The 24,637-nt window shown below is 57.3% G+C and carries 22 protein-coding genes, 1 tRNA gene and 3 pseudogenes; 10 read left to right on the forward strand and 16 right to left on the reverse strand.

The window, feature by feature from the left end; all coding sequences use genetic code 11:
- Positions 1-135 precede the first annotated feature (135 nt).
- The 3 genes from QEV83_RS06555 (at position 136) to QEV83_RS06565 (ending at position 3,160) form a co-directional block, all read left to right on the forward strand.
- A complete protein-coding gene (locus QEV83_RS06555; RefSeq protein WP_280130416.1) occupies positions 136-375 on the forward strand; it encodes a CDGSH iron-sulfur domain-containing protein in 240 nt (79 codons plus the stop codon).
- A 61-nt stretch (positions 376-436) separates the two neighbouring features.
- On the forward strand, positions 437-1,936 hold the full coding sequence (locus QEV83_RS06560) for a geranylgeranyl reductase family protein (RefSeq protein ID WP_280130417.1): 1,500 nt from the start codon (positions 437-439) through the stop codon (positions 1,934-1,936).
- Positions 1,937-2,090: 154 nt separating this feature from the next.
- Positions 2,091-3,160, forward strand: a protein-coding gene (locus tag QEV83_RS06565) for an IS630 family transposase (RefSeq protein ID WP_280127821.1) whose coding sequence is annotated in 2 segments (ribosomal slippage) — positions 2,091-2,577 and positions 2,577-3,160 — 1,071 coding nt in all. Because the reading frame shifts where the segments join, the coding sequence is not laid out codon by codon here.
- Positions 3,161-3,253: 93 nt separating this feature from the next.
- On the opposite strand, the gene QEV83_RS06570 is transcribed toward QEV83_RS06565, so the two are convergent.
- Complete coding sequence (locus QEV83_RS06570; protein ID WP_280130418.1) at positions 3,254-4,156, reverse strand: hypothetical protein; 903 nt, start codon at positions 4,154-4,156, stop codon at positions 3,254-3,256.
- On the opposite strand from QEV83_RS06570, the gene QEV83_RS06575 reads away from it, so the two are divergent.
- Together QEV83_RS06575 and QEV83_RS06580 are read left to right on the forward strand one after the other, a co-directional pair.
- Positions 4,150-5,219 (forward strand): IS630 family transposase gene (locus tag QEV83_RS06575; RefSeq protein ID WP_280127821.1). Its coding sequence is split into 2 segments (ribosomal slippage): positions 4,150-4,636 and positions 4,636-5,219, totalling 1,071 coding nucleotides; the frame shifts between segments, so codons are not numbered across the junction. The two genes, QEV83_RS06570 and QEV83_RS06575, sit on opposite strands and share 7 nt — an antisense overlap.
- A gap of 92 nt (positions 5,220-5,311) precedes the next feature.
- A protein-coding gene (locus QEV83_RS06580; RefSeq protein ID WP_280129447.1) for an IS5 family transposase occupies positions 5,312-6,147 on the forward strand; the annotation gives its coding sequence in 2 pieces (ribosomal slippage) (positions 5,312-5,723 and positions 5,723-6,147; 837 coding nt in all).
- A 938-nt stretch (positions 6,148-7,085) separates the two neighbouring features.
- On the opposite strand, the gene QEV83_RS06585 is transcribed toward QEV83_RS06580, so the two are convergent.
- The 3 genes from QEV83_RS06585 to mutY form a co-directional block, all read right to left on the reverse strand.
- Positions 7,086-8,867, reverse strand: coding sequence for a PQQ-binding-like beta-propeller repeat protein (locus QEV83_RS06585; protein WP_280130419.1), 1,782 nt, complete (start codon positions 8,865-8,867; stop codon positions 7,086-7,088).
- Between the two features lie 244 nt (positions 8,868-9,111).
- The gene (locus tag QEV83_RS06590) at positions 9,112-9,378 is read right to left on the reverse strand and encodes an Imm74 family immunity protein (protein ID WP_280130420.1); all 267 of its coding nucleotides are present in this window, start codon (positions 9,376-9,378) and stop codon (positions 9,112-9,114) included.
- A gap of 3 nt (positions 9,379-9,381) precedes the next feature.
- Positions 9,382-10,467, reverse strand: coding sequence for an A/G-specific adenine glycosylase (mutY, locus tag QEV83_RS06595; RefSeq protein WP_280130421.1), 1,086 nt, complete (start codon positions 10,465-10,467; stop codon positions 9,382-9,384).
- 67 nt (positions 10,468-10,534) lie between these two features.
- Here mutY and QEV83_RS06600 point away from each other — a divergent pair, with 67 nt between their 5' ends.
- Both QEV83_RS06600 and QEV83_RS06605 read left to right on the forward strand, forming a co-directional pair.
- Complete coding sequence (locus QEV83_RS06600) at positions 10,535-11,002, forward strand: VOC family protein (RefSeq protein ID WP_280130422.1); 468 nt, start codon at positions 10,535-10,537, stop codon at positions 11,000-11,002.
- Positions 11,003-11,097: 95 nt separating this feature from the next.
- Positions 11,098-11,550: a DciA family protein gene (locus QEV83_RS06605; RefSeq protein WP_348273263.1), complete on the forward strand. Its 453-nt coding sequence runs from the start codon at positions 11,098-11,100 to the stop codon at positions 11,548-11,550.
- A 146-nt stretch (positions 11,551-11,696) separates the two neighbouring features.
- Here the strand turns inward: QEV83_RS06605 and QEV83_RS06610 are convergent, their stop codons facing one another.
- Both QEV83_RS06610 and QEV83_RS06615 read right to left on the reverse strand, forming a co-directional pair.
- The gene (locus tag QEV83_RS06610; protein WP_280130424.1) at positions 11,697-12,044 is read right to left on the reverse strand and encodes a DUF167 family protein; all 348 of its coding nucleotides are present in this window, start codon (positions 12,042-12,044) and stop codon (positions 11,697-11,699) included.
- Complete coding sequence (locus tag QEV83_RS06615) at positions 12,034-12,324, reverse strand: YggT family protein (protein WP_280130425.1); 291 nt, start codon at positions 12,322-12,324, stop codon at positions 12,034-12,036. Before QEV83_RS06615 ends, QEV83_RS06610 begins: the two co-directional genes overlap by 11 nt.
- Before the next feature lie 213 nt (positions 12,325-12,537).
- Between QEV83_RS06615 and QEV83_RS06620 the strand changes: the two genes are divergently transcribed.
- A tRNA-Ala gene (locus QEV83_RS06620) sits at positions 12,538-12,613 on the forward strand.
- Positions 12,614-13,051: 438 nt separating this feature from the next.
- On the opposite strand, the gene QEV83_RS19440 is transcribed toward QEV83_RS06620, so the two are convergent.
- The 9 genes and pseudogenes from QEV83_RS19440 to QEV83_RS06660 form a co-directional block, all read right to left on the reverse strand.
- Positions 13,052-13,396: a transposase gene (locus tag QEV83_RS19440; protein ID WP_348273271.1), complete on the reverse strand. Its 345-nt coding sequence runs from the start codon at positions 13,394-13,396 to the stop codon at positions 13,052-13,054.
- Between the two features lie 20 nt (positions 13,397-13,416).
- Positions 13,417-13,584: pseudogene (locus tag QEV83_RS19445) on the reverse strand (transposase); the annotation flags it as partial.
- 201 nt (positions 13,585-13,785) lie between these two features.
- Positions 13,786-14,547, reverse strand: a pseudogene (locus QEV83_RS06630) (IS5 family transposase).
- Between the two features lie 554 nt (positions 14,548-15,101).
- Complete coding sequence (locus tag QEV83_RS06635) at positions 15,102-16,400, reverse strand: glycoside hydrolase family 130 protein (RefSeq protein ID WP_280130426.1); 1,299 nt, start codon at positions 16,398-16,400, stop codon at positions 15,102-15,104.
- A gap of 36 nt (positions 16,401-16,436) precedes the next feature.
- Positions 16,437-18,713, reverse strand: coding sequence for a glycosyltransferase family 4 protein (locus tag QEV83_RS06640; protein ID WP_280130427.1), 2,277 nt, complete (start codon positions 18,711-18,713; stop codon positions 16,437-16,439).
- Positions 18,710-19,669 carry a class I mannose-6-phosphate isomerase gene (locus QEV83_RS06645; protein ID WP_280130428.1) on the reverse strand — a complete coding sequence of 320 codons (960 nt, stop codon included), beginning with the start codon at positions 19,667-19,669 and terminating at the stop codon, positions 18,710-18,712. The genes QEV83_RS06640 and QEV83_RS06645 overlap by 4 nt, the downstream gene beginning before the upstream one ends.
- Positions 19,670-19,761: 92 nt before the next feature.
- Complete coding sequence (locus tag QEV83_RS06650) at positions 19,762-20,037, reverse strand: hypothetical protein (RefSeq protein ID WP_280130429.1); 276 nt, start codon at positions 20,035-20,037, stop codon at positions 19,762-19,764.
- A 20-nt stretch (positions 20,038-20,057) separates the two neighbouring features.
- Positions 20,058-20,192 (reverse strand): hypothetical protein, encoded by a 135-nt coding sequence (locus tag QEV83_RS06655; RefSeq protein WP_280130430.1) that lies wholly within the window; start codon positions 20,190-20,192, stop codon positions 20,058-20,060.
- A 219-nt stretch (positions 20,193-20,411) separates the two neighbouring features.
- Complete coding sequence (locus QEV83_RS06660; protein ID WP_280130431.1) at positions 20,412-20,624, reverse strand: cold-shock protein; 213 nt, start codon at positions 20,622-20,624, stop codon at positions 20,412-20,414.
- 258 nt (positions 20,625-20,882) lie between these two features.
- Between QEV83_RS06660 and QEV83_RS06665 the strand changes: the two are divergent.
- Together QEV83_RS06665 and QEV83_RS06670 are read left to right on the forward strand one after the other, a co-directional pair.
- Positions 20,883-21,039, forward strand: a pseudogene (locus QEV83_RS06665) (transglutaminase family protein); the annotation flags it as partial.
- Between the two features lie 418 nt (positions 21,040-21,457).
- Positions 21,458-22,639: a helix-turn-helix transcriptional regulator gene (locus QEV83_RS06670; protein WP_280130432.1), complete on the forward strand. Its 1,182-nt coding sequence runs from the start codon at positions 21,458-21,460 to the stop codon at positions 22,637-22,639.
- Between the two features lie 2 nt (positions 22,640-22,641).
- Here QEV83_RS06670 and QEV83_RS06675 read toward each other — a convergent pair whose 3' ends face one another.
- Positions 22,642-24,501, reverse strand: coding sequence for a di-heme-cytochrome C peroxidase (locus QEV83_RS06675; RefSeq protein ID WP_280130433.1), 1,860 nt, complete (start codon positions 24,499-24,501; stop codon positions 22,642-22,644).
- Positions 24,502-24,637 lie beyond the last annotated feature (136 nt).

The raw sequence follows: 24,637 nt of genomic DNA on the forward strand, positions 1-24,637 counted from the left end.
CACGAAACATCGCGCCATCTTCATTCCTTTTTCGACTCAGTTGAAGGTTAAGGATGAAACATAATCCTCACCGACATCTATTAGCAACGACAAGCTTTCATTATGCTTCCGCAGTCCCCGTTCAGGAGAGCCAAAATGACAGAACGCCAGATAGCCCAGAAGGCGCCGTATCCCGCCAACGTCGAGGCGGGGAAAACCTATTATTGGTGCGCCTGCGGGTTGTCGAACAAACAACCTTTCTGTGATGGCTCACACAAGGACACCGGCATCACGCCCGTCGCCTGGACGGCGGAAAAAACCGGGACGTCCTATTTCTGCGGCTGCAAACATTCCAAAGCCGAACCGCTTTGCGACGGCAGCCACGCAAGACTGTGACCCTTCGTCCGGGGAGTACAATCCAGGTTGAGGATTTTTCCAGAAATGGTCTATGTAGCGGATGAATCCAGCTTACGACGCGGATGTTATCATCGCCGGGGCCGGGCCGGCAGGGGCAGCGGCCGCGTGCCATCTGACGCGCCTGGGAGCGTCCGTCATCCTCCTCGATCGCGCGGCTTTTCCCCGCGATAAGGTCTGCGGCGATTTTGTCGGGCCGTCCGCGCTGATCGAGCTGGACTCTCTCGGCATCTCGCAATCGGATGGCTACTCGAAAACCAATATCGTGCGACGGGCCGCGCTTTTTATCGACGGCGAAGCGCTGATCGCGCGGCCGTTCCCCGTCATCGAGGGCTTGCCGCCCTACGGCCGGGTGATTCCACGGTTCACGCTCGACAATTTCATTCTCGATGCCGCGCGGCGTGCCGGTGCAAAGGTCATGGAATTATGTTCGCTGACGGATTTTGCCGCCAGCGCCGATTCTGTTTGCGTGGAAGTGGCGAGCGCAAAAGGTCCATTTACGTTGCGCTGCCGCCAGCTCATTGGCGCCGACGGCGGCAGTTCGGCGGTGGCAAGGCTCCTGCGCGGATCGGCGCCGCCACGGCGCGACAGGTTTATCGCCTCGCGCGCCTACTTCACCGATGTCGAGGGACCCGGCGACCAGCTCGACGTCTATTTCGGCCGCAGCTCCTTTCCAGGTTACTGCTGGCTGTTCCCAACCGGCAATGGCGAGGCGAATGTCGGGCTCGGCATGGCGCTCGAAACCTGGCCCGCCCACAATCAAACTCCCGCGGATATGCTGCGCCGTCTGATGGACGAGGATGCGGCGCTTGCCGCGCGCCTGCGCCATGCGCAGCTGCGCGGCACCGTCAAGGGCTGGCCTTTGATCACCTTCAATCCCCGGCTGCCGATCATGTCCGGGCGCGTCATGCTGATCGGCGATGCGGCGGGACTGATCAATCCGCTGAACGGCGAGGGCATCCAATACGCACTGCTGAGCGGCCGCTGGGCAGCCGAGACGCTGGCGCCCTGTCTGCGAACGAATGATTTTTCGGCGCGCGCCCTCGCGCCCTATGCGGCGCGGGTCGAAAGCGAAATGCGCTACGACATGGCCTTCTCCCGGCTCATCGTGCAGCTCATCAGCAACCGGGCGCTCACGCCGTTATGGATCAAAGCATCAAAGGTCTTGGCGGAGCGCGCGCACGAGGATGCCAACACGGCCCGCATCGTATCCGGAGTCTTCGCCGGACTGTTACCGGCGCGCGACGCGTTCAAGGTGGTGGGCGGCACGATGAGACAGGCGCTCCGGTCGTTTGTCCGCAAAGCGCACACCGGTTCGCGTGGCGCTGACGATGCGCCGCCGCGTTTTCATTTGGTGAGAGAGGCGGCAAAAGATCCTGCCGGGTTCGCCCGATGGTTGAAAGACATCGCCGCCGCAACGATAGAACTCGCCTCGCAAGCAACGAGAAATGCTATTCGTGGAAACCGGAAAGAGACTGCTGGAATGGCTGCTCTGAAGCCGATCGCATCCGTGAACCAGTTCGCCGATGAAGATCCCGGCTGACAAGGCCACAAAAATTTTGATGCTGCAGGTCGACGCTGGACCATGGAAGAGATCGACATGTGCTATGTTATACTAATGGCCCCGCGGGATGACTCATTGAGTGGATTCCCTTGGCGGCGGTTTTCTGATTCCCTTGGCGCGGAGGATTCGCGCCATGCCATCAGCGGTGAAATTGCGAGAGGACTATTTGGCCAAGGAGCTTCGGGTGTTGGCCCGGCGCTCAAAGAACGTCAACCAGAGTCGCCGGCTGTTATCGCTGGCGGCAGTGCGGGACGGGATGGATCGGAGGGCGGCGGCCAAGATCGGCGGGATGGATCGGCAGACGCTGCGCGACTGGGTCCATCGCTTCAACGCCACCGGGCCAGAGGGCCTCATCGACAACTGGACAGAGGGCCCCGCGCCGCGCCTGTCAGCCGCGCAGTTGGCCGAGTTCGCGACAATCGTCGAGGCCGGGCCGGATCGTGAGAAGGATGGCGTCGTGCGTTGGCGCCGGGTGGACCTCAGGCGCATCATCGCCGAGAGGTTCGGCGTCGACTTCCACGAGCGCTACGTTGGAAAGCTTTTGAAGAAGCTCGGCTTCTCGCACATCAGCGCAAGGCCGCGCCATCCAGCCCAGGACGAACAGATCGTCGAGGCGTTCAAAAAAACTTCCCGCGCGCGCTGAAGGCTCATCTCGACAAACTGCCAGAGACGACGCCGGTCGAAGTCTGGTTCCAGGACGAAGCCCGGATCGGCCAGAAGAATGGCCTCGTCCGCCAGTGGGCCAGGCGTGGAACGAGGCCAAGGCAGCCCGCCGACCAGCGCTACGACAACGCCTATCTGTTTGGCGCGATCTGCCCCGCCCGCGGCGTTGGGGCGGCCCTCGCGTTGCCTTATGCGGACACCGGCATGATGCAGCTCCATCTCGACGAAATCTCGCACAACGTCGCCAAGGGTGCGCATGCCGTCCTGCTGCTCGACAGGGCCGGATGGCACACCACCAGCCAGCTCAACGTGCCCGAAAACATCACGCCGATCTTCCTGCCTTCGCGCGCGCCGGAACTGAACCCGGTCGAGAACATCTGGCAGTATCTGCGTCAGAACTGGCTCTCAAACACCGTCTTCGAAAATTACGATGCCATCATCGACGCAGCCTGCGCCGCCTGGCGAAAGCTCATAGCCCAGCCTGAAACAATCACATCCATCGGGATGCGAGAATGGGCTCACGTCGGTCAGTCGCTATGACCTTTGGTATAAGTGGTTACAAACTTTCATATTGAACCGCGCCGCAGCCAAAAGTTTTAGGCACAAGCAGAAGTACCCCAATTTTCCTATTTTTTAGCCAACTTCCCCCTTAGCGGAAGGTGCGTCCTCATCTGCCTCGCTGACGTTTTCCTGGTTATTGTCCGAACTAATTTCGTGACGGTCGATAACGTTATCCGCGTCATCCGCGCGGGGCCAAGATTCCGGCCTAAAGGACCGGTGATAAATCGCTCTACGACTCATCGCGGTCCAGAACCGCCGCTGGTCGTCCCCATTCAAAGGCAACTTATAACCGAGCTTCTTAGCCAAATCTGGCAGGTAACAATCAAAAGCTGCCTTGACCAACGCGCCCCACTCGTCAATTCTTTCGATCGAAAATTTGTAAGCTGCATTCGCCAGCAGCGCAGCGCAAAGAGCGATAAGTGCAAAAGCTATGCTGTTAGGAGCTAAAATACCTCCGATTTTAGTGACGGGTAGATCGAATGGATTATCAACGTATAAACTTAATAAGAATCGGAACGAGGACAACATACATACTAATATTGCAAAATAAATCAAGTTTAGTAAAAAACTAACCTGCGCTCGAGCGTTTTCAACGGCGGCTTGAAAATCTTTTGGAATCACAGTACATAGGTGAATCCACAGGGCTATACTGTCGGCACCATAAATTCGTCTGGAATAATCCTCAAACGCCCGAATAGCGTTTCCAAACCGCGTAGGAAGTATCAATCTTGGCTCAGACGGAAATTCAGCCACAAATTTCCTAAGAAGCTCCTCATATTGATGCTGGAGCTCATAAGGGAAGTCATCGCCCTCATCTATCCACTGTTGGCGCAGCAGTTCAAGCTGCTGGCTCTTTACTTCGAAGCGACGCTTTTCCCAACTTATACTAATGGCCCCGCGGGATGACTCATTGAGTGGATTCCCTTGGCGGCGGTTTTCTGATTCCCTTGGCGCGGAGGATTCGCGCCATGCCATCAGCGGTGAAATTGCGAGAGGACTATTTGGCCAAGGAGCTTCGGGTGTTGGCCCGGCGCTCAAAGAACGTCAACCAGAGTCGCCGGCTGTTATCGCTGGCGGCAGTGCGGGACGGGATGGATCGGAGGGCGGCGGCCAAGATCGGCGGGATGGATCGGCAGACGCTGCGCGACTGGGTCCATCGCTTCAACGCCACCGGGCCAGAGGGCCTCATCGACAACTGGACAGAGGGCCCCGCGCCGCGCCTGTCAGCCGCGCAGTTGGCCGAGTTCGCGACAATCGTCGAGGCCGGGCCGGATCGTGAGAAGGATGGCGTCGTGCGTTGGCGCCGGGTGGACCTCAGGCGCATCATCGCCGAGAGGTTCGGCGTCGACTTCCACGAGCGCTACGTTGGAAAGCTTTTGAAGAAGCTCGGCTTCTCGCACATCAGCGCAAGGCCGCGCCATCCAGCCCAGGACGAACAGATCGTCGAGGCGTTCAAAAAAACTTCCCGCGCGCGCTGAAGGCTCATCTCGACAAACTGCCAGAGACGACGCCGGTCGAAGTCTGGTTCCAGGACGAAGCCCGGATCGGCCAGAAGAATGGCCTCGTCCGCCAGTGGGCCAGGCGTGGAACGAGGCCAAGGCAGCCCGCCGACCAGCGCTACGACAACGCCTATCTGTTTGGCGCGATCTGCCCCGCCCGCGGCGTTGGGGCGGCCCTCGCGTTGCCTTATGCGGACACCGGCATGATGCAGCTCCATCTCGACGAAATCTCGCACAACGTCGCCAAGGGTGCGCATGCCGTCCTGCTGCTCGACAGGGCCGGATGGCACACCACCAGCCAGCTCAACGTGCCCGAAAACATCACGCCGATCTTCCTGCCTTCGCGCGCGCCGGAACTGAACCCGGTCGAGAACATCTGGCAGTATCTGCGTCAGAACTGGCTCTCAAACACCGTCTTCGAAAATTACGATGCCATCATCGACGCAGCCTGCGCCGCCTGGCGAAAGCTCATAGCCCAGCCTGAAACAATCACATCCATCGGGATGCGAGAATGGGCTCACGTCGGTCAGTCGCTATGACCTTTGGTATTAGTGTCCGTCCGGGAAGTAGTTGAATCGGATGAATCATTTGTGATTCATTGGCGGCTGCCTGATTCGATGAGAGGCCGCCAATGTGGACGTCCGAAAACCGCCCGAAATACAATCGTGACAAACTGCGCTATCCGAGCGATCTGACGGACGATGAGTGGTCGCACATCGAGCCGATTATTCCACCGGCCAAACGTGGCGGACGCAAGCGCTCTGTTGAGCCGCGGGAAATCGTGAACGGTCTCATGTATGTGCTGAGCACGGGATGCCAGTGGCGTTACGTTCCCAAAGATCTGCCGCCCAAGAGCACGCTGTTTGGTTATTTCGACCTTTGGAACTGGGACGGCACGCTGGATCGCATTCATCACGCGCTCTACGTGAAGTGTCGCGAAGCCATGGATCGTGAAGCGAGCCCGACGGCCTGCGTCATCGACAGCCAGAGCGTAAAGAGCGCGGAAAAAGGGGGCGCCGCATCGATCCGAGCGGCTATGATGCTGGCAAGAAGATCAAAGGCAAGAAGCGCCATATCCTCGTCGATACGCTAGGCCTGCTGCTGCATGCAGTGGTGCATCCCGCCGACATTCAAGATCGGGATGGTGGCGTGCTTGTTCTGTCGACCTTGTTCGGCTTGTATCCGTTTTTACAAAAGCTCTTTGCTGATGGCGGATATCAGGGCCCGGTCTTTCAAAAGGCGTCGGCCAAAATCCTGCCGCATATACAAATCGAAATCGTCAAACGCTCCGATCAGGCCAAAGGGTTTGAGCTTCTGCCGCGACGTTGGGTTGTCGAACGCACCTTCGCTTGGCTTAATCGTTGCCGCCGCTTGGCCAAAGACTTCGAAAATCTCACCCGAAACGCACTCGCTTTTCTCCGTCTCGCCTCAATTCGTCTCACGCTCAGAAAGCTTTGTCTGAATTGATGAACTTTCCGGACCGACTCTTAGAGGAATCATCGAAACTGGCCATTTATAACCTTCAGCGATTTGATATAGCCGATGATTTAACATCATGGTAATAATCGATAGACACCATACAGTCATTACAATATATATTATCTTCTCTACGTTACCAACATCGACTATGAATTTAGTTATATATGATATACTTGGTATGTCTGAAAATAAATAAAGCAACGCTCCTAAAAACATAATCACGGGTGATAAAAAACCAATTATGAAGGCTTTGTCGGCCAATTTCGGTAATGTTGATAGCATCTATACCTGCATAACTCGATTGCCCAATCATTCAGGGTGCTCAGAAGATGTACCTGATCGTGGTGGCCGCAGTTCTCCATCATCGCCCCGACAACAATGCCTGCGATCATCGGAATCCATGAGCCTGTCTTGGTGGCCACTATGACGAGGAGAGTGCAGATCCCACGGCTCTGGCCCACCACACCCTGTGCCAGGACATCCTGGTAATCTTTGAGCGTGGGAGATACCACCAGAAAATATGGCTAATAGCGTTGCGCCGAAAGCAATCTTCAGAATGCGCTTGAGCATGGCATTCCTGCTAAAATTAAACTGTTCACGCCATTGCACACTTTACGCATCGATGCTGGGAGCCTCCAAGACAGTAAAGCCTTCACCCAACGTAGAGTCAACTTATGGAATCAATGGACCTAAGTTTTACCATATTAGATATATAGTAGGACCCATGGGATGAAAGCTCGCGCGAACCGGCGTGATTGTTCTTCTACACAATCGTCACTTACCATAGACCGTGTAATGTGAATTGCGCAGTCATCGGGGGACGCAAATGGCCGGAGCATTACACGATCTTCTGCAGCACCTCCTAGCTAAAGATCGAGTCCAAATCGACAACGAAATCCAACGCGTCTTCGGCCTTCGCACAGAACTTAATCGACTCCGAGAATGGAAACCTTGGCGGTGGTGATTTCCGTCGGCCACAGGATTTCGGTCAGGCCGGTGGCGACCGCGACCCGTTGCGATTGGCCCGCCATATAGGTGATAACGCCGCCGCCGACGGCGCCGCCGATTTTCCGGCCCCATAATTTATGCCCGTCCTTCGTGTCGAGTGCATAAAAATTGCCACCCATGTCGCCGAAAAAAACGATCCCCCCAGCAGTTGGCGTCATGCCGCTTTGGACCGGATAATTGGTCTTTGCCCGCCAGCGCCATTGGCCGCTATCGGCGTCGATCGCATAGACCCAGCCAGCCCATTGCCCGAACGGATCCTGCTTGCCCCAAACATTGAAAGGATTGATCGACGCCTCGCCAGCCCACGGTTGTCCCAGCTTGGCCGCTTTTAGTTGTTCCTGTTTTTGCAAGGTCACCGTCGTGCACCATTCCACCTCGCCAATCATGACGAGATTGTTCGATGGATCGTACCCCGGTCCGTTCCATTCGGCGCCACCAATCGAGCCGGGGCAGAAATGGACCGGCTGGCCAGCTGCAAATTCGGCGTCGGCATTCTCGACCTTCGTTACGGGCTCTCGATAGAGCAATGCCTGAGTTGCAAGGTCGAAACCATAAAGATGGCCGTCCTTCGGAGCGAGAACCATGACGCTTTTGCCTGCCGCCGTCTTAATGAGCACCGGTGCGCCGGACACATCCCAGTCGTGCCAATCTTTCGGAACGATCTTGTAATGCGTTTGATAATTTCCAGTTTTGGCGTCGAGGACGATAACCGAACCGGTATAGAGATTGCTGCCTTCCCGCATGCCAGTCGCAAAGTCAGGGGCGGGATTGCCGCCCGGGACATATAGCAGACCGTTTTCGGGGTCGAGCGTATAGGATGTCCAGGTCGCGCCCCCCGTTATCGGTGAGTCGGGCGTCGTCAGCCAGGTGGAATCGTCAAGCGAAGATTTGCCTTGCGGCCCACGTTCAACGTCGCCAGGGGTTTTCGGGACAAGATAAAACTCCCAGACGATCTGTCCGGTCTTGGCGTCAAGCGCATACATGCGGCCCTTGACGCCCTTGAGGTCTCCGCCGGCGTTGCCGATGAAGACAAGACCATTCCATGCAATCGGCGCGGCAGGCGCGCTTTCGCCCTTCTTAGGGTCGGCGATGGCCGTCTCCCAAAGCCGTTTGCCGGTTTTGAAATCATAGGCGAGAACACGCCCATCCTGCGTGCCGCGGAAGAGCGCGCCATCGAGATAGGCGGCGCCGCGAGACACACCCTGTGGCGTCGCCGCCTGATAGTCTTCGTGAGTGCGCCAGTTTTGGCTGCAATCATTGGGATCGATCGAAAAGATATCATATTCGGTTGTGAAAATCAGAGCGCCGCCGACCTTCAGCAAGCCGCTCGTAAATCCCGTATATTGCCCCGTGTCATAGGTGCAGAGAATCTTCAGATTTCCGGCATTGGCAGCGGTGATCTGGTTCAGCGGCGAAAAACGATTTGACGTCAGCGTTTTGTTGTAGCTCGGCCAATCGTCCCGTCCCGGATCGGCGTCATTGGCCGACGCAGGCGCGTTTTGGGACGTGGGCAATGGTTGCTTGAAGCCCGCCGCGACCTCGGTGGAGATGGTTCCGGCCGGCGCGCCCATATAGCGGATATAATTTACCCCCATTGAGACAATCTGAACAGATTCGTTCCAGTATGCATAAATGGCCGCCGCTGCGATGGCGGCCACAATGAGCACACCGCCCGCGATGAATTTCATTGACCTGCCCATGCCGGCTCCTTCGAAATCAAATCATTTATGTCGCGGCGCAAAACTATCGTTTAGGAATGACCCATCGTTGACCGTTCCCGAAATTTCTTAAGATCCGCAATTGGCGCAACGCAGGCCAACCACCTTATCTGCAATGCAAGGACCAAGCAGTGCAATGCGCATGCTCCGGCTGGCGCTGGATTTCAAACTCCCAGAATTGGGCATGGCTTTATTGCAAGACTCAGCCAAGTTTTAGGATCAAGCCCTAATCAAACTCCACCACGAGCCCGAGGGTGTCGAATTCTTCCTCGATCGCTTGCACGATCTTTTGCAGCTCCTCGACCTCGATTTCGATTTCGTCGTGCGGCGCGTCCCAATTCAAAATCGAGTCCAAATCGACAATGAAATCCGGCGGGTCTTCGGTATTGGCCGGGCTCGCCAGGGGCAGGATCGTCACAGTCCTCGGTCCCCAGTGAACACGGATGGACCCTTCCGTCAGGGTGATCCGAGGCTCCACGCTTTTTTTGGTCATCGGTCAATCCGCCCAGGCGGTGGCGGCGCTTTTGCGCGCGGCCTCGAGAACTTTACGCATTACGCCCGAAAATGCCTCTTTGTCGAGATCGCCTGCAGCCACAAACCGGCAGCCATTGGGTGCGCGCTGTCCGTTTGGGACTTCGGCGACATAAATCTCGAGCTGCAAGGCGAAATGGGTGAAGGCGTGAGCGACCACGTGATCGAGCTTCCGGTGTGGCGCTCTTACCGGTGACTGTTTGACCGCCAAGTCCGCATCGAAATCCTCTTCCCAGCCTGTTCCGGGCAATTCCACCATGCCGCCGAGCAGCCCCTTGGCAGGCCGCGTCCGGACCAGAACCGCGCCATCCTGGCGTCGCACAAAAAACGCGGCGCCCCGTCTCAGAGGACGCTGCGGACGCGGCGCCTTGTGTGGAAGGCTTCCGGCGATGCCTGATGCATAGCCAAGGCATAAGGCGCGCAACGGGCAAATATGGCATGATGGGGATCGCGGCGTACAGACCGTCGCGCCAAGGTCCATCATCGCTTGCGCGAAGTCGCCGGGCCGCGCCGCCGGCACCAGGCCAATCATTTTTGCCTTGATCGCGGGCAACGCTGCTGGAAGCGGCGCGTCGATCGCAAAAAGCCGCGCGGCAACCCGCGTGACATTGCCATCAATGGCGGCCGCACGCTGGCCGAAAGCGATCGCGGCGATCGCCGCCGCTGTATAAGGGCCAATTCCAGGCAGTTCGCGCAAGGACGCTTCGGTGGCCGGAAACGCGCCCTTGTACCGCTCCGCGATGATTTTTGCGCAGGTGTGGAGATTGCGCGCGCGCGAGTAATAGCCAAGCCCAGCCCAGGCACGCATCACCTCTTCGCTTCTGGCGTCCGCCAAAAGCCCGACATTTGGCCAAAGGGATAGAAACGCCGCGAAATAAGGTTTGACGGCCGCCACGGTCGTTTGCTGCAGCATGATCTCGGACAGCCACACTTTGTAGGGATCGGCGGCCTCGCCGGGCGGGACGCGCCACGGCAGCTCGCGCCGGTGGCGGTCATACCACGCAAGCACGGCGGCGGCGGCATCTGCGTCAAGGCTCACGGGGAGGGTCATACATGCGCCTCGTTTAGCCGTTTTCCTAACCCACCTATGAACAAAAGGTAAATCCGAGGGAAATGTGATGAGTGCGCCGGTCAAGCCGATCCCCGAAGGCCATGAAGGGGCCATCCCCTATCTCAGCGTCAGCCACGGCAGCGAAGCCATCGCATTTTACAAAGAGGCGTTCGGCGCCAAGGAGGTGCTTTGCATCGCGCATGAGGGAAAGGTCGGACACGCCGAGCTTGAAATCGGCGCCGCCCGCATCATGCTCTGCGACGAATTTCCCGACCATGACGCCTTGAGCCCGCAAACGATTGGCGGGACGCCCGTGATGATCCACCTTTATGTCACCGACGTCGATACGTTCACGGCCCGCGCGGTCGACGCGGGCTTGCGGGTTCTCCGGCCGGTGGAAGACCAGTTCTATGGCGATCGCGGCGGCAAGTTCGAGGATCCCTTTGGGCATCGCTGGTGGATCGCCACCCGCAAGGAAGATATTCCCCTCGAGGACCTGAAGCGGCGCGCGGAGGCCTTATTTGGCGCGGCCTGAAGCCTGTTGCTGCCGCGGGCTAAGATAAGTATTCTCGGCTAATGCGGAAAAATCGCCCCGGCAAAAACTCTTGGTCCCAGCCACTTGCAGAGTTCGTGCATACCGCGATCGGCCCGGTCGCCGCACGTCAAGGTTTCGGCCAGAGTGATCTGTTCTTGTTCTGGGAGGCCATCGCCGGCGAGCGGCTCGCCGCGATCTCGCAACCGGTCAAATTGCAATGGCCATCCCGGCGGCAGGAACACGCAGCAGACAACGGCACCGCGCCGGCCACTCTCATCATTCGCGTCGAGAGCGGCTTCGCGCTTGAGATGCAACATCTCGCTCCCGTGATCATCGAGCGGGTGAATGCTCATTTCGGCTGGCGCTGCGTCGCGCGGATTGCGTTGAAACAAGGTCCCCTCGAGGCACGCCCCCCTGCCCGACGGGCGGCCCGCGTGCCAGATAAGGGTGCCGAGATGGCGGCGGAAGCGCTCGCCGGCGGGATCACGGAGGCGCCGTTGCGGGAGGCCTTGACGCGGCTCGGCGCCCGCGTTCTCGCGGGCCCGTAACTCCACAGTTTGGCGGTGCAATCGTACCAAAATGTTTCACGTGAAACATTTTGGTACGATTGGACAGGCAAAACCGGCCAAAGCTCCGGACATGGGCGGCCTTCAATTCAGGACAATCACGCGGAAATTTTGTCTATTGGGCAGTTTTAAAAATGCCCGCCGCCAGAAGACAAGCGGGTCAGACCCGCCGCCAAGGTTCCGGCCTCCCCTTGCAGATGCAGCACCTTCAACCGGCCACTCGCGCCGGAGTCGAGCCGCACCGCGCTGGGGGACATGTGAAGTGCCTTGGCGAGAAGCCGGATTAGCGCCGCATTGGCCTCGCCGTCCTGCGGAACCGCCCGTACCTTTACCTTCAACACCGGCCGGCCATCGGAAAGGTGTTCGACGCCGCCAATTTGGTCGAGAGCGCTTTTGGGGGTCAGGCGAACAGTCAAGAGGAGGCCGTCGCCCCGCAGGGTCCATGGAACCTCGTTTGAGACGAGGTTAGAAGACATTGGGATAAATATATTCCTCGATGACGCGCTGGAGGAAGAAGATCAGCAGCAGCAAAATAACCGGCGAAATATCGATGCCGCCAAAACTCGGTATTGTGTTCCGGATCGGCCGGAGCAATGGTTCCGTCAATGCGGTCACGAGATTCCAAATCGAGCGCACGACGTCATTGTAGCGGTTGACGACATTGAACGCGACAAGCCACGAGAGGATCGCCGAGGCAATAATCACGTAAACATAAAGCTGTAGAACGACTAAAAGCACGTCGAGAACTGCACGCATTGGAACTCCGAACCGTTGCCAAGAACACGCTCGTTTACGCGGCCTGGACCAGGCTGGCAAGTCCGGCAAAGAACTTCCAAAACGCGAGCGGCGGCCGGCGATTGAGTCTGGTCAACATCGTGCTCACGATGAAATTGGACCGGCTTGTGCCAGAGCCCCCCTAGGCCGAGCCCACTTGCATGCGCTTTTCCAGTCGCGTAAACAGCGGCTCGGGGGGCTGTAGCTCAGATGGGAGAGCGCTGCAATCGCACTGCAGAGGTCAGGGGTTCGATTCCCCTCAGCTCCACCACGCACCGTATAGACTCCGTATAGTTTAGCGGATTTTCGAATAGTCGCGGATGTACCGAAGGTTACAAGTAAGACTTTGAATGTCTTTCGGTCTCCCAAAGGATTTTCCAACTCACACACGACAAATTATACGTTATGGTCTCCGTCATGACTTGCGCTTTCTTCAAGTCCAAGCGTTGCGGGGGTGCGCAATGTTCTAAACTTGCGTCAACAAAAAGGCCGACGCATTGAGGTGACCGATCTGCACGATTCGTCGTCGCAATTCGAGAATGTTGTGCGGGAAAGTATCCGCCTCAATTTGCTGTTCCAGGCAGCAGCATATGATAATTCAACTTTTGAATCCTTACTGACGCCTATTATATAAGGGCGGTCAATCAGTTATGAACGGATCGGTAGGCATTGAGAACTTCCCGGCATAAGAGCCTGACTCAAAAGACAACTATCGGGCGAGTCGTCTGATGGCGATCTGGATCGAGGCGAGAGCGACGAAGGCTTGAAGCGTTGCGGCGAGATTTTCCCAATCCTTGACGAGGCGGCGGTTGCGCCCGAACCATGAGAGGGTTCTTTCGACAACCCAGCGGCGCGGCAGCAAGACGAAGCCCTTCATGTCGTCGCTACGCTTGACGATCTCAATGCGCAACGATGGAACCTTGGCGACGGCCGCATTGACCTGATGGACGTTGTAGCTGCTGTCCGCCCAAACGAGCTCGAGCCAGGGAAAGCTGTTGCGGATTTTATCGAGCACGAACGCGGAGGAAATCCTTCGCGGGGAAGATAACGCCACGGACAGCCCGTGCGCAGCAGATAAAAGATGGCATTGATTGCTGCTCGCATATTGGTCGTGCGTGGACGCCCGCCGGATTTGGCCGCTGGAATCAACGGCTCCAAGCGCGCCCATTCGCCATCCGTCATGTCGCTCGGATAATGCCCCTCGACCCGCGCGTAAGTCTTTCGATGCTGCTCGGTCCACATTCCGAATCACCCTCCGACGCTTCGGAATCTCCGTAATCATGCAACCAGCGCGCGTGCAACAATCTTTTGGGTCAGGTTCTAAGCGTATATAGTAACGCAATCTGAACAGCTTTTCATAGAGCGCGGGTTGTTTATCTGATTTCGAACATGTGCTCGGACAAGGTTACCAAGCATTTGCGGAGTTCGCCCTAGGGTCAGGACTCATTGATTGATCCAGAAGATGACGATTGCGGCGATGCAGATTGCTGACATGAAAGTATGGGCGCATCGGTCGTAACGCGTGTGGATGCGCCGCCAGTCCTTGAGCCTGCCGAACATGTTCTCGATCTTGTGGCGCTCGCGATAGAGCATGCGGTCGTGTTCGATCGGTATTTTTCGATTGGACTTGGAGGGGATGCAGGCGGCGATTTTGCGCTTTGCGAGAGCCTGGCGGAACCAGTCGGCGTCGTAGCCCTTGTCGGCGAGGAGTTCCCTCGCCCGGGGCAGCACCGGCAGCATCAGTGCCACTCCCTTGTAATCGCTCATCCGCCCCTCGCTGAGCAGCATGACGAGCGGGCGTCCCTTGCCGTCGCACACCCGCGTGCAGCTTGGAGTTCAGGCCGCCCTTGGTGCGCCCGATACGTCGGGGAATAGACCCTTTTTCAAAAGGCTGGCGGCGGTGCGATGCGCTTTGAGATGCGTGGCGTCGATCATGATCCGTCCCGGCTTGCCGCCCTTGCGCGCCAGCTCGGCGAAGATCTTGTTGAACCCGCCCAGGCGGCTCCAGCGGATAAACCGGTTGTAGACCGTCTTGTGCGGGCCATATTCCCTGGGCGCGTCGCGCCAGCGAAGTCCATTCCTGATCACGAACACGATGGCGCTGACGATCTGGCGATCGTCCACCCGCGCGATCCCGTGCGACAGCGGAAAATAACCCTCAATCCGGCGCATCTGCGCCTCGGAGAGCAAAAACAAATCAGCCATGGCGAAGCCTCCTCGCCCCGCCTATGAATCAGCCGACTCACCTCAACGCAAGAACTTTAATGGGTCCTGAGTCTAGGGAGAACAGAAAGTGCATGGCTGAGTATTCGAGCTGAAAGCGATATAATTTGCGCCGCAATCGGGTCCAGCAGCTGATAGTCAGTTCGGGCGGCACCTGAAAGCCCAGATAAACGTTCGAAAGTGTTGTGAACTGCTGCATGCACTGAGAGAAATCTTTGGGTGGATCGAACGTTCTTGAACCCTTGCATCTTGGTAGCTACCGGAAAGCAAACCTGCGGCACTTACGCTCAACACCAATTGCAGACGTTGGTGCCTGAGCAAAGCGGTCATTTGAAAAGCCATGAATCAAACGCTATTCGGCTAGCTGTTAGTCAGCAGGCGCTGCTCAAGCCCTACGTCAAGGTTCGCACCAAGACGGAAGTAATAAATCATCATCGCAGGCACGGCGGCTAAGTAGGTGCTTCCCCTTCAATAGAATCCGCGAGGCTACCCATGGCAGGCTTTTCCGCATCGAGAAGCACCTAAGAGAACGATGCTCAGCTTTCCATCGCCTGCATCAGCGCGGCAATCTTGATTGTTGCGAAATTGGAGAAGGTATCAGAGACCGCATATGGCAAGATGATCTGATCTTTATGTCGCATGGCGCCACACGTGTAGACAACATTTGGGACATAGCCTTCGCGCTCAGACATGTCTGGCCGGACCAACGGCTCGCGTGATCGCGCAAGAACCTTGGAGGGATCCTCCTTGTCGAGGAGAACCGCTCCGATCGAGTATTTCCGAATGGCGCCTACGCCGTGGGTCAGGAGCAACCAGCCGGTATCAAGCTCGATTGGCGATCCGCAATTACCGATCTGCACAAACTCCCATGGGAACTGTGGTTTCAAAATAACTTGGCCGCCGCTCCATGAGTATAGATCATCCGAGTAGATCAGGTAGAGGTTCTCATTGTCCTGCCGCCCAATCATGGCGTACCTGCCGTTGATCTTTCGGGGGAACAACGCCATGCCCTTGTTCTGCGCAGCGGTTCCCCTCAGTGGCGACATCCGGAAGGACGTGAAGTCGGTGGTCTGGATCAACTCGGATCTGATCGCCTTGCCGCTGTAGGCGGTATATGTCGCATAGAATGTCTTTCGCCCGCCCTCGTCGAATTCCACGAAGCGGGCGTCTTCGATGCCATTCGACTGCGAGTCCGTAATGGGAAAGATCACCCGTTCGCTGATGTGCTCGTCCGGCTTGAAGACCACCTCGACATCGTCGCCATCCGGACCCGATCTCCGATTGTGCACTTTGGGAATTGAAGCAAGACGGGCTGTCGGATCGATGGTCACGGTGCCGCCCGCAGCGATGGTTCCTGATCGAAACGTCAAGGAAGAAATATGCCCTTCTCCGACGGCGCGGAGACTCAGGATGAAGCGGTGCCCGCCTTCCGTCGCGCCAGACTGGTCAGGATGGGAGACAATGCTCGGATTGAACAATGCCGACGCTTCGAAGGAATATTCGTGCAGAAAATAGGCGCCGACCAGTTGCCGCTGTATCTTGCTGAAAATAGCATGAGCGGCAAAAGCGTTCTCCATTTCATTGGCGCGTGCCTCGAAAATCTCCAGCAGGTTACGGTGGCGGCCTTCGAAATTTTCGAGGACGTCAGCCAGTTGGCTGGCCGCCGTCTCGGGGTTAAGCGCTAGAATCCGATCAACGATATGGTTCGCACGCGTCTTGTCGGTGGGATTGAGGTCTCGCGGCTCGGTTGCTGGCTTGAACGGGCGTACGACCACCCTCGCCGGATCAGGGCGCAGAAAGAGAGCCTGACGGTTCAGGAACGTGACTTGTGACAATGCGCCCTCGGATCGTTTGGGTGGATTTCAGGGAATTTAAGCGTGTAAGGCCCGAAGCCGCGGGAGCTTCGCGCGATCGCCACTTATGAGAGCAAGCTGACGAATCTCCGCGAGGCCGAGAAGATAGGACAGGACGGATTCGGCGCCTCTGTTCTCGTTCGGACGGTCAGGGTGAAGCCCGTCGCGACAGCTACCCGTCTCCAGATCGACCAGCGGCAACGACAGATCATTGCCGCCAAGAAACCACCCGAACGCGCGCGCCGCATCGGCCCGCCATTTAGCATTGCCATCCGCCCGCAAAGCCGCAAGGCAGGCCGAGATCGTCGCCGATGCCTCCAATGGCTGCTGATCGAACGCCTGTGGCTGCGTCCGCTTGTCGCCGAAGCTCTTCGTGCCAATGGGCCTGAAATAGCCCTCTGGCGCCGTCTGTACCGTCATGAGCCAATGCAAGGACCTCAGGCCGGCCTCGACATAGGCGGCCATTCCGGTAGAAATCCCCGTAACGATCAGGGCTTGAGGCAAACGCGCATTGTCGTAAGCAAGCCCGTCCTCGAACCACATCCAATCCTTCGTCTCAGCCAGCGACATGATGGAAATTAACCTGTCGGCAAGGAGATTTCGGACACGTCCGGTTAGAGAGTCCTCCGGAACTGCGGCGCAATAGGCGTCCAGCCCGAGCAGCGTAAATGCCCAGGCGCGTGGCGAGCGAAAGCTCTCCACGATCGGCAGCGCTTCGGCAAACAGGCTAGCGGCCCACCGCCGCCGCAACAAAGTAGCATCGCCGCGGGCACACTCACCCAAGGCCCAGAGCGTCCGCCCATGGCTATCCTCCGAGCCCTTGTCTTCTAGCCAGCTTCGATCGAATCCCATGAAGTTGCGAAACATCCTCGTGTCAGGATTCCACGCGTGCTGGACAAAGGCAGCCAGCCGGGCCGTCAATACCTCGGACAAGCGCCGCTCACCCGGATTGTTGAGAGCACACGCCAATAGCAGCGCACGGGCATTGTCGTCGACGCAATAGCCGTGGGACCGGTCTGGAACCGAATGGACCGCATGCTGAAAAAGCCCGGTGTCATCGCACATGGACAGGAAATGACCGATCTGCATGTCTGGCGGCGCCTGGCCGCGCGAGGGCTGGCCTTGCTGCGCAATCATCCTAAGCCCATTCCCTCTCCGGACGTTTTCGAACGCAGTCTGATACCGATCCGCGGTTCGTTCCCATGTCATCGAGCGACTGCTTGCATATGCGCGTTCGCGCATGGCCTGCCGCCGCGCATCGTCGGTCAGCAAACCCGCAATCTCGCAGCCTATGGCCGCGGCATCGCCAAATGGAACCAAAATACCGCGCCCATCGACTAGCAGTTCCCGCGCATGCCAATAAGGCGTCGAAACGACCGCCTTTCCCAGCCCGAAGCTATAAGCCAACGTGCCCGACGTCATCTGAGACTCGTTGAGATAGGGCGTGACGTAGACGTCGCACATCGAAATGAAGTCGAGCAGTGTCGCCTGGTCGACAAATTGGTCGAGGAACACGACATGGTCCTCGACTCCAATTTCCCGCACACGCGCCATGAGGCTCTCGCGATAGGCTTCGCCCTGCGTCCGAACGAGATTGGGATGGGTGGTGCCGAGAACGACATATACGGCGTCCGAGCGGCTTTTTAGGATGGAGGGCATGGCATCGATCATAACTTCGACGCCCTTGTTGGGCGAGAGAAGACCGAACGTCAGAATGACGGGCCGGCCGCTAAAGCCAAACTTGAATTTTGCTTTGTCAGGCTCGATGAATGGGAAGTCGGGAATCCCGTGCGGGATGACTTCAATCTTTTCCGCAGACGCCCGGTATACGCTTCTCAGCAGCTCCCGGCCTTTTTCGGCCATGACAACGACCCTCGACGACGCCTCGACGATCCTGTTCAAGATGCCGCGTTGCGCCGGCGTCGGCTCGGAAAGAACCGTATGCAGCGTCGTTACGATCGGCATGTCCAGCCGCGAGAGCAGCGTCATGATATGGGCGCCGGCTTCACCACCAAAAATGCCGAATTCATGCTGGAGGGAAACGACGTCGAACTGGCCGGCGTTCAGGACGGCGGCTGCATTGATGTAATCTTCTAATCTGGCGTCATTGACCTGAACGCGAACGGCCGGTGGATAGTCATAGGCGTGACCATGGTCGGTCATCGCCACGATTGCGGTCTCCACGTCCGCGCCTGACGTTGAGATTGCTTGCTGCAGATTGGTCGTAAAAGTGGCGATTCCGCAACGGCGCGGAAGCGAATTCCCGATGAAGGCTAGACGGCTTAGCTGGGTCATGGTCGCGTCTCCATGGAGCGGACCAGCGAACCCGCTGTTGCCCGGTGATGAGATGGGATTGTTTCCTGATCACTAAGCGAGGAACCGGTGCTCCGCCTATCAAGATTTTGCAACAGGCTTAGGCTCGGTTCGGGGCCTAAATAGGCCAGGAGGCCCTTCAGGCCTTCCGCTCCAACCTCGAAGCTGGCACCGTCTGCTTCCAGAAAGAAGGCTTCGCCGATAGACGCGTTGGTCAGCCCGATCCGGGCAGATCCCTCGAGGACGAGGATCCAGGTTTCGTGCTCGGCATTGAACTCCCAGTTCGATTTCGGCAAGAGGTCGATCCGCTCCAGGACGAATTGCGGGCAGGCGACGAGCAGGGTTCTGGCATCGGTCAGGCGCCTTGGAACGGACTGACGTTTAGGCGGCCCCGCGTTCGCCACCGCCACGGCGTTATCCGCATGAAGGTCCCGCTGCCGCCCATAATCGAAAAGACGGAACGTTGCATCGCTTCTCTGCTGGATTTCCGCGATCACGAGCCCCGGGCCTATGGCGTGGATCGTGCCCGCCGGGACGAAAATAACGTCGTCCTTCAGGACGCCGCGCCATTGAACCAGGTCAGAAATCGAGCCGTCCTCGATCGATGCCTGCAATTGTGGGATCGTCAGCCGCCACTTCAGTCCTAGGGCAATTTTGGCGCCGGGCGTTGCGGAGAGAATGTACCAGGCCTCAGTCTTGCCATGCTCCAAACCGATCGATTGCGCAAAGGCATCATCTGGATGAACTTGGATGGACAGCGGCTCCGTGGTGAATAGCAACTTGAGGAGTAGGGCCGGGTCCGGCGTGTTGACGCCGGGGCGTTGAAACCAGAGTTCGCCGATTGCGTCGCCATCGTTGTGCATGTTGCTCCATGGCTGCAGATCGATGCTACCCCAGGGTTTGCGCACTGCCCGAATGCTAGCATGTTCGATCGCCACGGTTTTCTCCTGGTCCTCTGCACTCTCATCGGGTCCGGATAATGCCGGACGATGCCGCTTTTGGACTACGCACCGATCGCCACCAAAGGCAGTCAATGGCGCCAATTTCGCGGAGTGCCTGGCAACTCCCCTATGACATCCACATGAGCGACGCCGCTCGCAGGAAGCAGCATTTTTTCGGAAAACCCGAGCTTGAAGAAACGGCCGTTGTCGGAAAACAGTTGATCATCCTTGTGACCGAAGACGTCCTTTAGAACGGTGGCGGCCAGCCGGATCTCGCCGCGGCTTGTGACACCGGCCGGCTCGTTGAAGAATTCGTCAAAGTCGTAGGATGCACGAGCAATCTCTTCGCCGTAACATTTCAGCATGCTGCTCCCTGTTCCAAGTCTCAGATCTTCTCTTTCGGGATGCCGATCAGGGACAGCATCCCCTTGGTTAATGGCGACGCAACTGCGGCAGGCGGTGGCTTGTACGCTTTTGGTTTTCGGATTTCCCGATTGCCGCGCTTCTGCCCCTTGGCCATGTTAGGTTTCCCCTACGACGGATCCGGCATTGCACCCGACGAAAAAGAATGGCCCCGCGACCTTCATGAGGTGCGGGGCCATAAGGCACGAGGCGCCTCGCCGGGCATCATCATGCTGCCACATCACCGCATATTAGCCGCCAGTACATCCGTGGTCGGCTTAAATGCGGCGATGCAGGATTGGCGCGCTCCATAAATCCAGCGCCGCCGACAGCGCAGTCAGCCCAGATCCTTGAGGTTATCGGCCGACATTTTGCCGCTCTTCCGGTCGGAGACGAGCTCGAAGCTCACCTTCTGACCTTCACGCAAATCACCGAGGCCAGAGCGCTCCACAGCGCTGATATGGACGAAGGCATCACTGCCGCCGTCGTCTGGTGCAATAAAGCCGAAGCCCTTCTGGATATTGAACCACTTTACGGTTCCCGTAGTCATGGAAACTTCTTTCACAAACATAGATTCAGCTTGCCCGCGAAACCGCTGGCCGTCGAAATCGCATTTTCAGGCATGGATATTTTTAGGTTAGCGCTAGATTTTTCTGCGCATAGCCAAGTCATATGGCCTTGTATCGACGTAGGCAATATAATCAGATACAGAAAAAACACAAGGGCGATTAGTAATTTTACTTGAAATGTAGAAATTTAATAGCAGAAAAAGTAATTATCTGGCGCAATTTTCTGGAGCGTCGTTTGACTGGGCATTTCTGGCTACGAACTGATTTATGACTTCCCAAAATCCACACACTTGATCGTGGTTCTTGGCCCCCATTTCACCCGGACGTCGGACGTCATCGTGCCTGACTACCAGCCCTTCCCTGCCGGTCTTCCCCTCTCGCGATGTCTTCGGCAATTAGTGCAGCCGCATCGTCGCTCCTGACGGCCGAAACCCTACTCTTTCTCCTCGGGAGTCGCTGTGTCATTTAGTCAGAAGACTCGCGGTGTAAGACGCGCCTGTCCCGGAACACCCGTGACAGAAGTACAAAACGATAAAGCTCAAGTTTAAATGCAACTGTAGATGCGAGTTATGTTGACTATCAAAATATATAAACCAACACAGACCGCGCAATTTTTACTGCCTTGCTTAAGGAGAAGGATGGTGATTAATTGCGATCTGAAGTTAAACGATCAAGAAGAGCTAGTTCGAATTAATTCATTGTTTTTAGGATCTTAAACGGCGGGACTCATCCAAAAAGGGGGAGGGTCTTCAGGGTCCGAAAAAAGTGCCTCTCTGCGAGTGGTTCTACGACCTGCGTAGAAGGATTGCTGGCGATGTCATCCGAGTCAGACATTCTCCCAATCATCACAAAAATATACGACAGCATCCTCGACCCGGGGTGTTGCGCTGAGATCGGTGAAGCCCTGGTCCGTCTTGCCGGAGGCCATATCGGGGTCCTTGTCACTCACAGTGGCGCCAGATCCATGTTTTTTCCGGAGATGGCCTACAATGTAGATGTCAAAGCGCGCGACGCTTATCTGGCGCATTACGATCGGATCAGTCCATTTCATTCACTGGAAAGACTGTCACGGCCCGGCCAAGTTATCACAGCCTCAAATCTCGTGACGTCGAACAATTACAAGAAATCGGCTTTTTATAATGAGTTCGCGAGAAAACGGGACCATTGGGATTATCTCGGGATCATGCTCTCGAAAGACGCCGCTGCGATGACTGGCTTTGCGATCTTGCGGCCCCACCAGGCTGGGCTCGTAACGGCGCTGGAAGTCGAGCGGATGAAAGCGATCGCTCCCCATTTACAGCGCGCCTTCATGATCAAGAACCGTCTGAATGAAAGCCAGTCACAGGTCAATGTATTGGAATCCGCGATCGACGGATCAGGCTTTGGTATCGTTATCGCCACGGCGACCGGATGGATTGCTTACGCCAATCGCGCGGCTGAGAATTTGTTGCGCGGGGGACGCGGCTTGCGGTGCGAGCGGGGACGGATCACCGCGACTGATTCCCTGACCGCGCAAAAATTGCAGGCGCTGATCACGGCCGCATCGCGCGTGACGGAAGATGCGCCGCCGGCAGGGTCGCTCCTTGTGCCCGACGAGTGCGGGACAGTATCGCTCGCCATCCATGTCGTCCCTTTCACTCCAGGTTCCTCCGACATACTTTTCGCCAGGCAACAACCCTTCGCTGGAGTTTTTATCGTCGACCGCAACGCCGGAATAAACGGCCGCGCCAAGCAGTTTGCATCGCTTTTCAAGCTGACGCCGGGCGAAGCGCGCGTGCTCTCCGAAGTGATCTCGGGCGAGGGAATTGCGAAGGTTTCCGAACGTCTCAAGATTACCGAACTCACGGCGCGCACCCATCTCAAACACATAGCGGCGAAGACCGATACACACCGGCAGGCGGAACTCGTGAAATTATTCTTCGAGACAACGATTCCAGGAGCCGAATATGTAAGGCCTCAGTCCATACTTGGCTGGCGCGGTTCTCAAAATCCCTGATCTCACAACGTCTTGAGATATTCGAGGAGCGCCTTGCGCTGGTCCTCCGGAAGCGTTGATCCAAATTCATGGCCAGTGTTGGCGTTTCCAGGTCTGGCATCGCCAGAAGCCGTTTGAGTTTCAAACAAAAAATCATTGTCGGCTGACGGCGTTGTCAGGAAGCCAATTTTTTCCGGATCGAATTCGCGGGTGCCGGTGAAGAATGTCTTTGGCCGCTGCGCCGCTGGGAGCAGCAAATCATAGAGCGTTGGAACTGAGCCATCGTGCAGATAAGGCGCGGTTGCCCAAATACCGGTCAAGGGCCGTGCTTTATAAGCCAGAAGAGCGTCCGTCGCGGTCAGACATTCGCTCCGGTGCTGCGCCACTGTCATGGCGGCAGCGCCGCAGTTGTCCTTGCATGGTTCGCCAGCGGCGGGACTGCTCGCATGGTCAGCAATAGGAAGTCCGATAGCCGGAAGAGAGAGGGGCGGCAGCGCTATATGAAAGATCTCGTCGAGGTAATGGTCAACGAGTTCGCGTTGATCCTTTACAAGCGCTCCCAGCGCCACGATGTTGACCAAATCGCGCGCTGGAGCGGTGTCTCCGACCGGATCGAAAACAAGAAATTTGAGCGCGCCCCTGAGCGCCCCAGAAGCCGCCTTGGTGGCGTAGACGTTGCAGGCCATGCCGGGATCGGTTCCGGCATTTTCACCCGCCCCGGCGAAGGGAAGCATTGTAACGTTGAAATGCGTTTCCAGATCGGTGCGCGGTAAAGACCCATGACATCTTGCACATTGCGCGGCGAAGATCACAGATCCCTTTTGGACGAGAGTCGGATCGGGGGCTCCAAAAATGTCGCTCGGCCAGGCGGGAGGCAACAGACTTCGCAACTTGTCTTCGAACGCGATAATATTGGTGGGCTTCAGCGACGAATAAATTCCAAAAATAATCGGCGACGAGGTGACGTTCACGTCGATGAAGACACCAAGCATGCCGGCCGAGTTGCGGACAAGGGCGCCGGGATCGATTTTTGCCCCATGGAGGGAGAGAGGTTTGTTTGGAGCGATGCCATCCCACTGGACTTTGTCGTGCTGCGGCACATTCCACAGAAATGGATAACTCACAGGTGCATCGGACGGAATCGGTTTGGGATTCTGGGCGCCGACGGAGAGGGCGATATCATTGAAGATATGGCCGAAAGCGTCGAGACGCCCGTAGCCGTCGCGCAAGGGCGCCACATTTGCGGCCTCGATGCGAAGGCGCCGCGCGGTGAATTGTTCAAGTGCATCCTTCAGACGCGCGCGGTCTTCTTGTGTGACGCCATCCCCAACAACGCGGGCTGCGAAGCGGTCCCATTTGGCGGGGTCATCACGGGTCGCGGTCAACGCTCGATCCAGAGCCGCCATAAAGGATTGAAAGTCCGCCAGCGTCGGCGCGCCCTGGACGCGTATTCGATTGCCTTTATAGGTCAGCTCAGCGGTATGACAAGCGGCACAATTCATACCGACCCATGGCTCGGTGTCGCCTTGCAAGGCCTTCCAACGCAGCTTCGTCGCTTTGAGATTTTTGTCGCTTTGCGTGTCGACGGTGAACCCGAGCGGCAGAGGCAGGCCGCCCGAATTCACATGCGGCAAATAGCGAAATTTAGCGATATGCGCGTCGTCGAGAAATTTGTTGTCATTGTCCGGCTGTTCGAGCGCCAATAGCCAGGAGAGGGGGATCAGCCGGGAGCCCGCCGACATCTCGTACCATTCCTTGAGATCGGCTTGCGTCCAGCCCTGATCGACGGGAACCAACGCGTCCGCTTGCGCCGTTGACGCGATCGTCAACATGAATAGCGGCAGGCCGAGGACGGCGCCCAATTTCGCTGATCGAGCAATCATGATCCCCCCCCCACTCACGACACACCACAACCACATGTGGAACGAAAACAACGATGCGTCCTCCCCTAAATAAGGGGTGCACGGAGACATGTCTTGTGGCCCGGTGCGGGCCAGGACAGAATGCCAGAATAGGGCG

The organism is Methylocapsa sp. D3K7, assembly GCF_029855125.1.
GTDB lineage: Bacteria > Pseudomonadota > Alphaproteobacteria > Rhizobiales > Beijerinckiaceae > Methylocapsa.

Coding starts and splice junctions, on each gene's coding strand:
- QEV83_RS06555 (WP_280130416.1), top strand. CDS start 136: ATGACAGAACGCCAGATAGCCCAGAAGGCGCCGTATCCCGCCAACGTC.
- QEV83_RS06560 (WP_280130417.1), top strand. CDS start 437: ATGAATCCAGCTTACGACGCGGATGTTATCATCGCCGGGGCCGGGCCG.
- QEV83_RS06570 (WP_280130418.1), bottom strand. CDS start 4,156: ATGGCATGGCGCGAATCCTCCGCGCCAAGGGAATCAGAAAACCGCCGC.
- QEV83_RS06585 (WP_280130419.1), bottom strand. CDS start 8,867: ATGGGCAGGTCAATGAAATTCATCGCGGGCGGTGTGCTCATTGTGGCC.
- QEV83_RS06590 (WP_280130420.1), bottom strand. CDS start 9,378: ATGACCAAAAAAAGCGTGGAGCCTCGGATCACCCTGACGGAAGGGTCC.
- mutY (WP_280130421.1), bottom strand. CDS start 10,467: ATGACCCTCCCCGTGAGCCTTGACGCAGATGCCGCCGCCGCCGTGCTT.
- QEV83_RS06600 (WP_280130422.1), top strand. CDS start 10,535: ATGAGTGCGCCGGTCAAGCCGATCCCCGAAGGCCATGAAGGGGCCATC.
- QEV83_RS06610 (WP_280130424.1), bottom strand. CDS start 12,044: ATGTCTTCTAACCTCGTCTCAAACGAGGTTCCATGGACCCTGCGGGGC.
- QEV83_RS06615 (WP_280130425.1), bottom strand. CDS start 12,324: ATGCGTGCAGTTCTCGACGTGCTTTTAGTCGTTCTACAGCTTTATGTT.
- QEV83_RS06640 (WP_280130427.1), bottom strand. CDS start 18,713: ATGACCCAGCTAAGCCGTCTAGCCTTCATCGGGAATTCGCTTCCGCGC.
- QEV83_RS06650 (WP_280130429.1), bottom strand. CDS start 20,037: ATGCTGAAATGTTACGGCGAAGAGATTGCTCGTGCATCCTACGACTTT.
- QEV83_RS06655 (WP_280130430.1), bottom strand. CDS start 20,192: ATGGCCAAGGGGCAGAAGCGCGGCAATCGGGAAATCCGAAAACCAAAA.
- QEV83_RS06660 (WP_280130431.1), bottom strand. CDS start 20,624: ATGACTACGGGAACCGTAAAGTGGTTCAATATCCAGAAGGGCTTCGGC.
- QEV83_RS06670 (WP_280130432.1), top strand. CDS start 21,458: ATGTCATCCGAGTCAGACATTCTCCCAATCATCACAAAAATATACGAC.
- QEV83_RS06675 (WP_280130433.1), bottom strand. CDS start 24,501: ATGATTGCTCGATCAGCGAAATTGGGCGCCGTCCTCGGCCTGCCGCTA.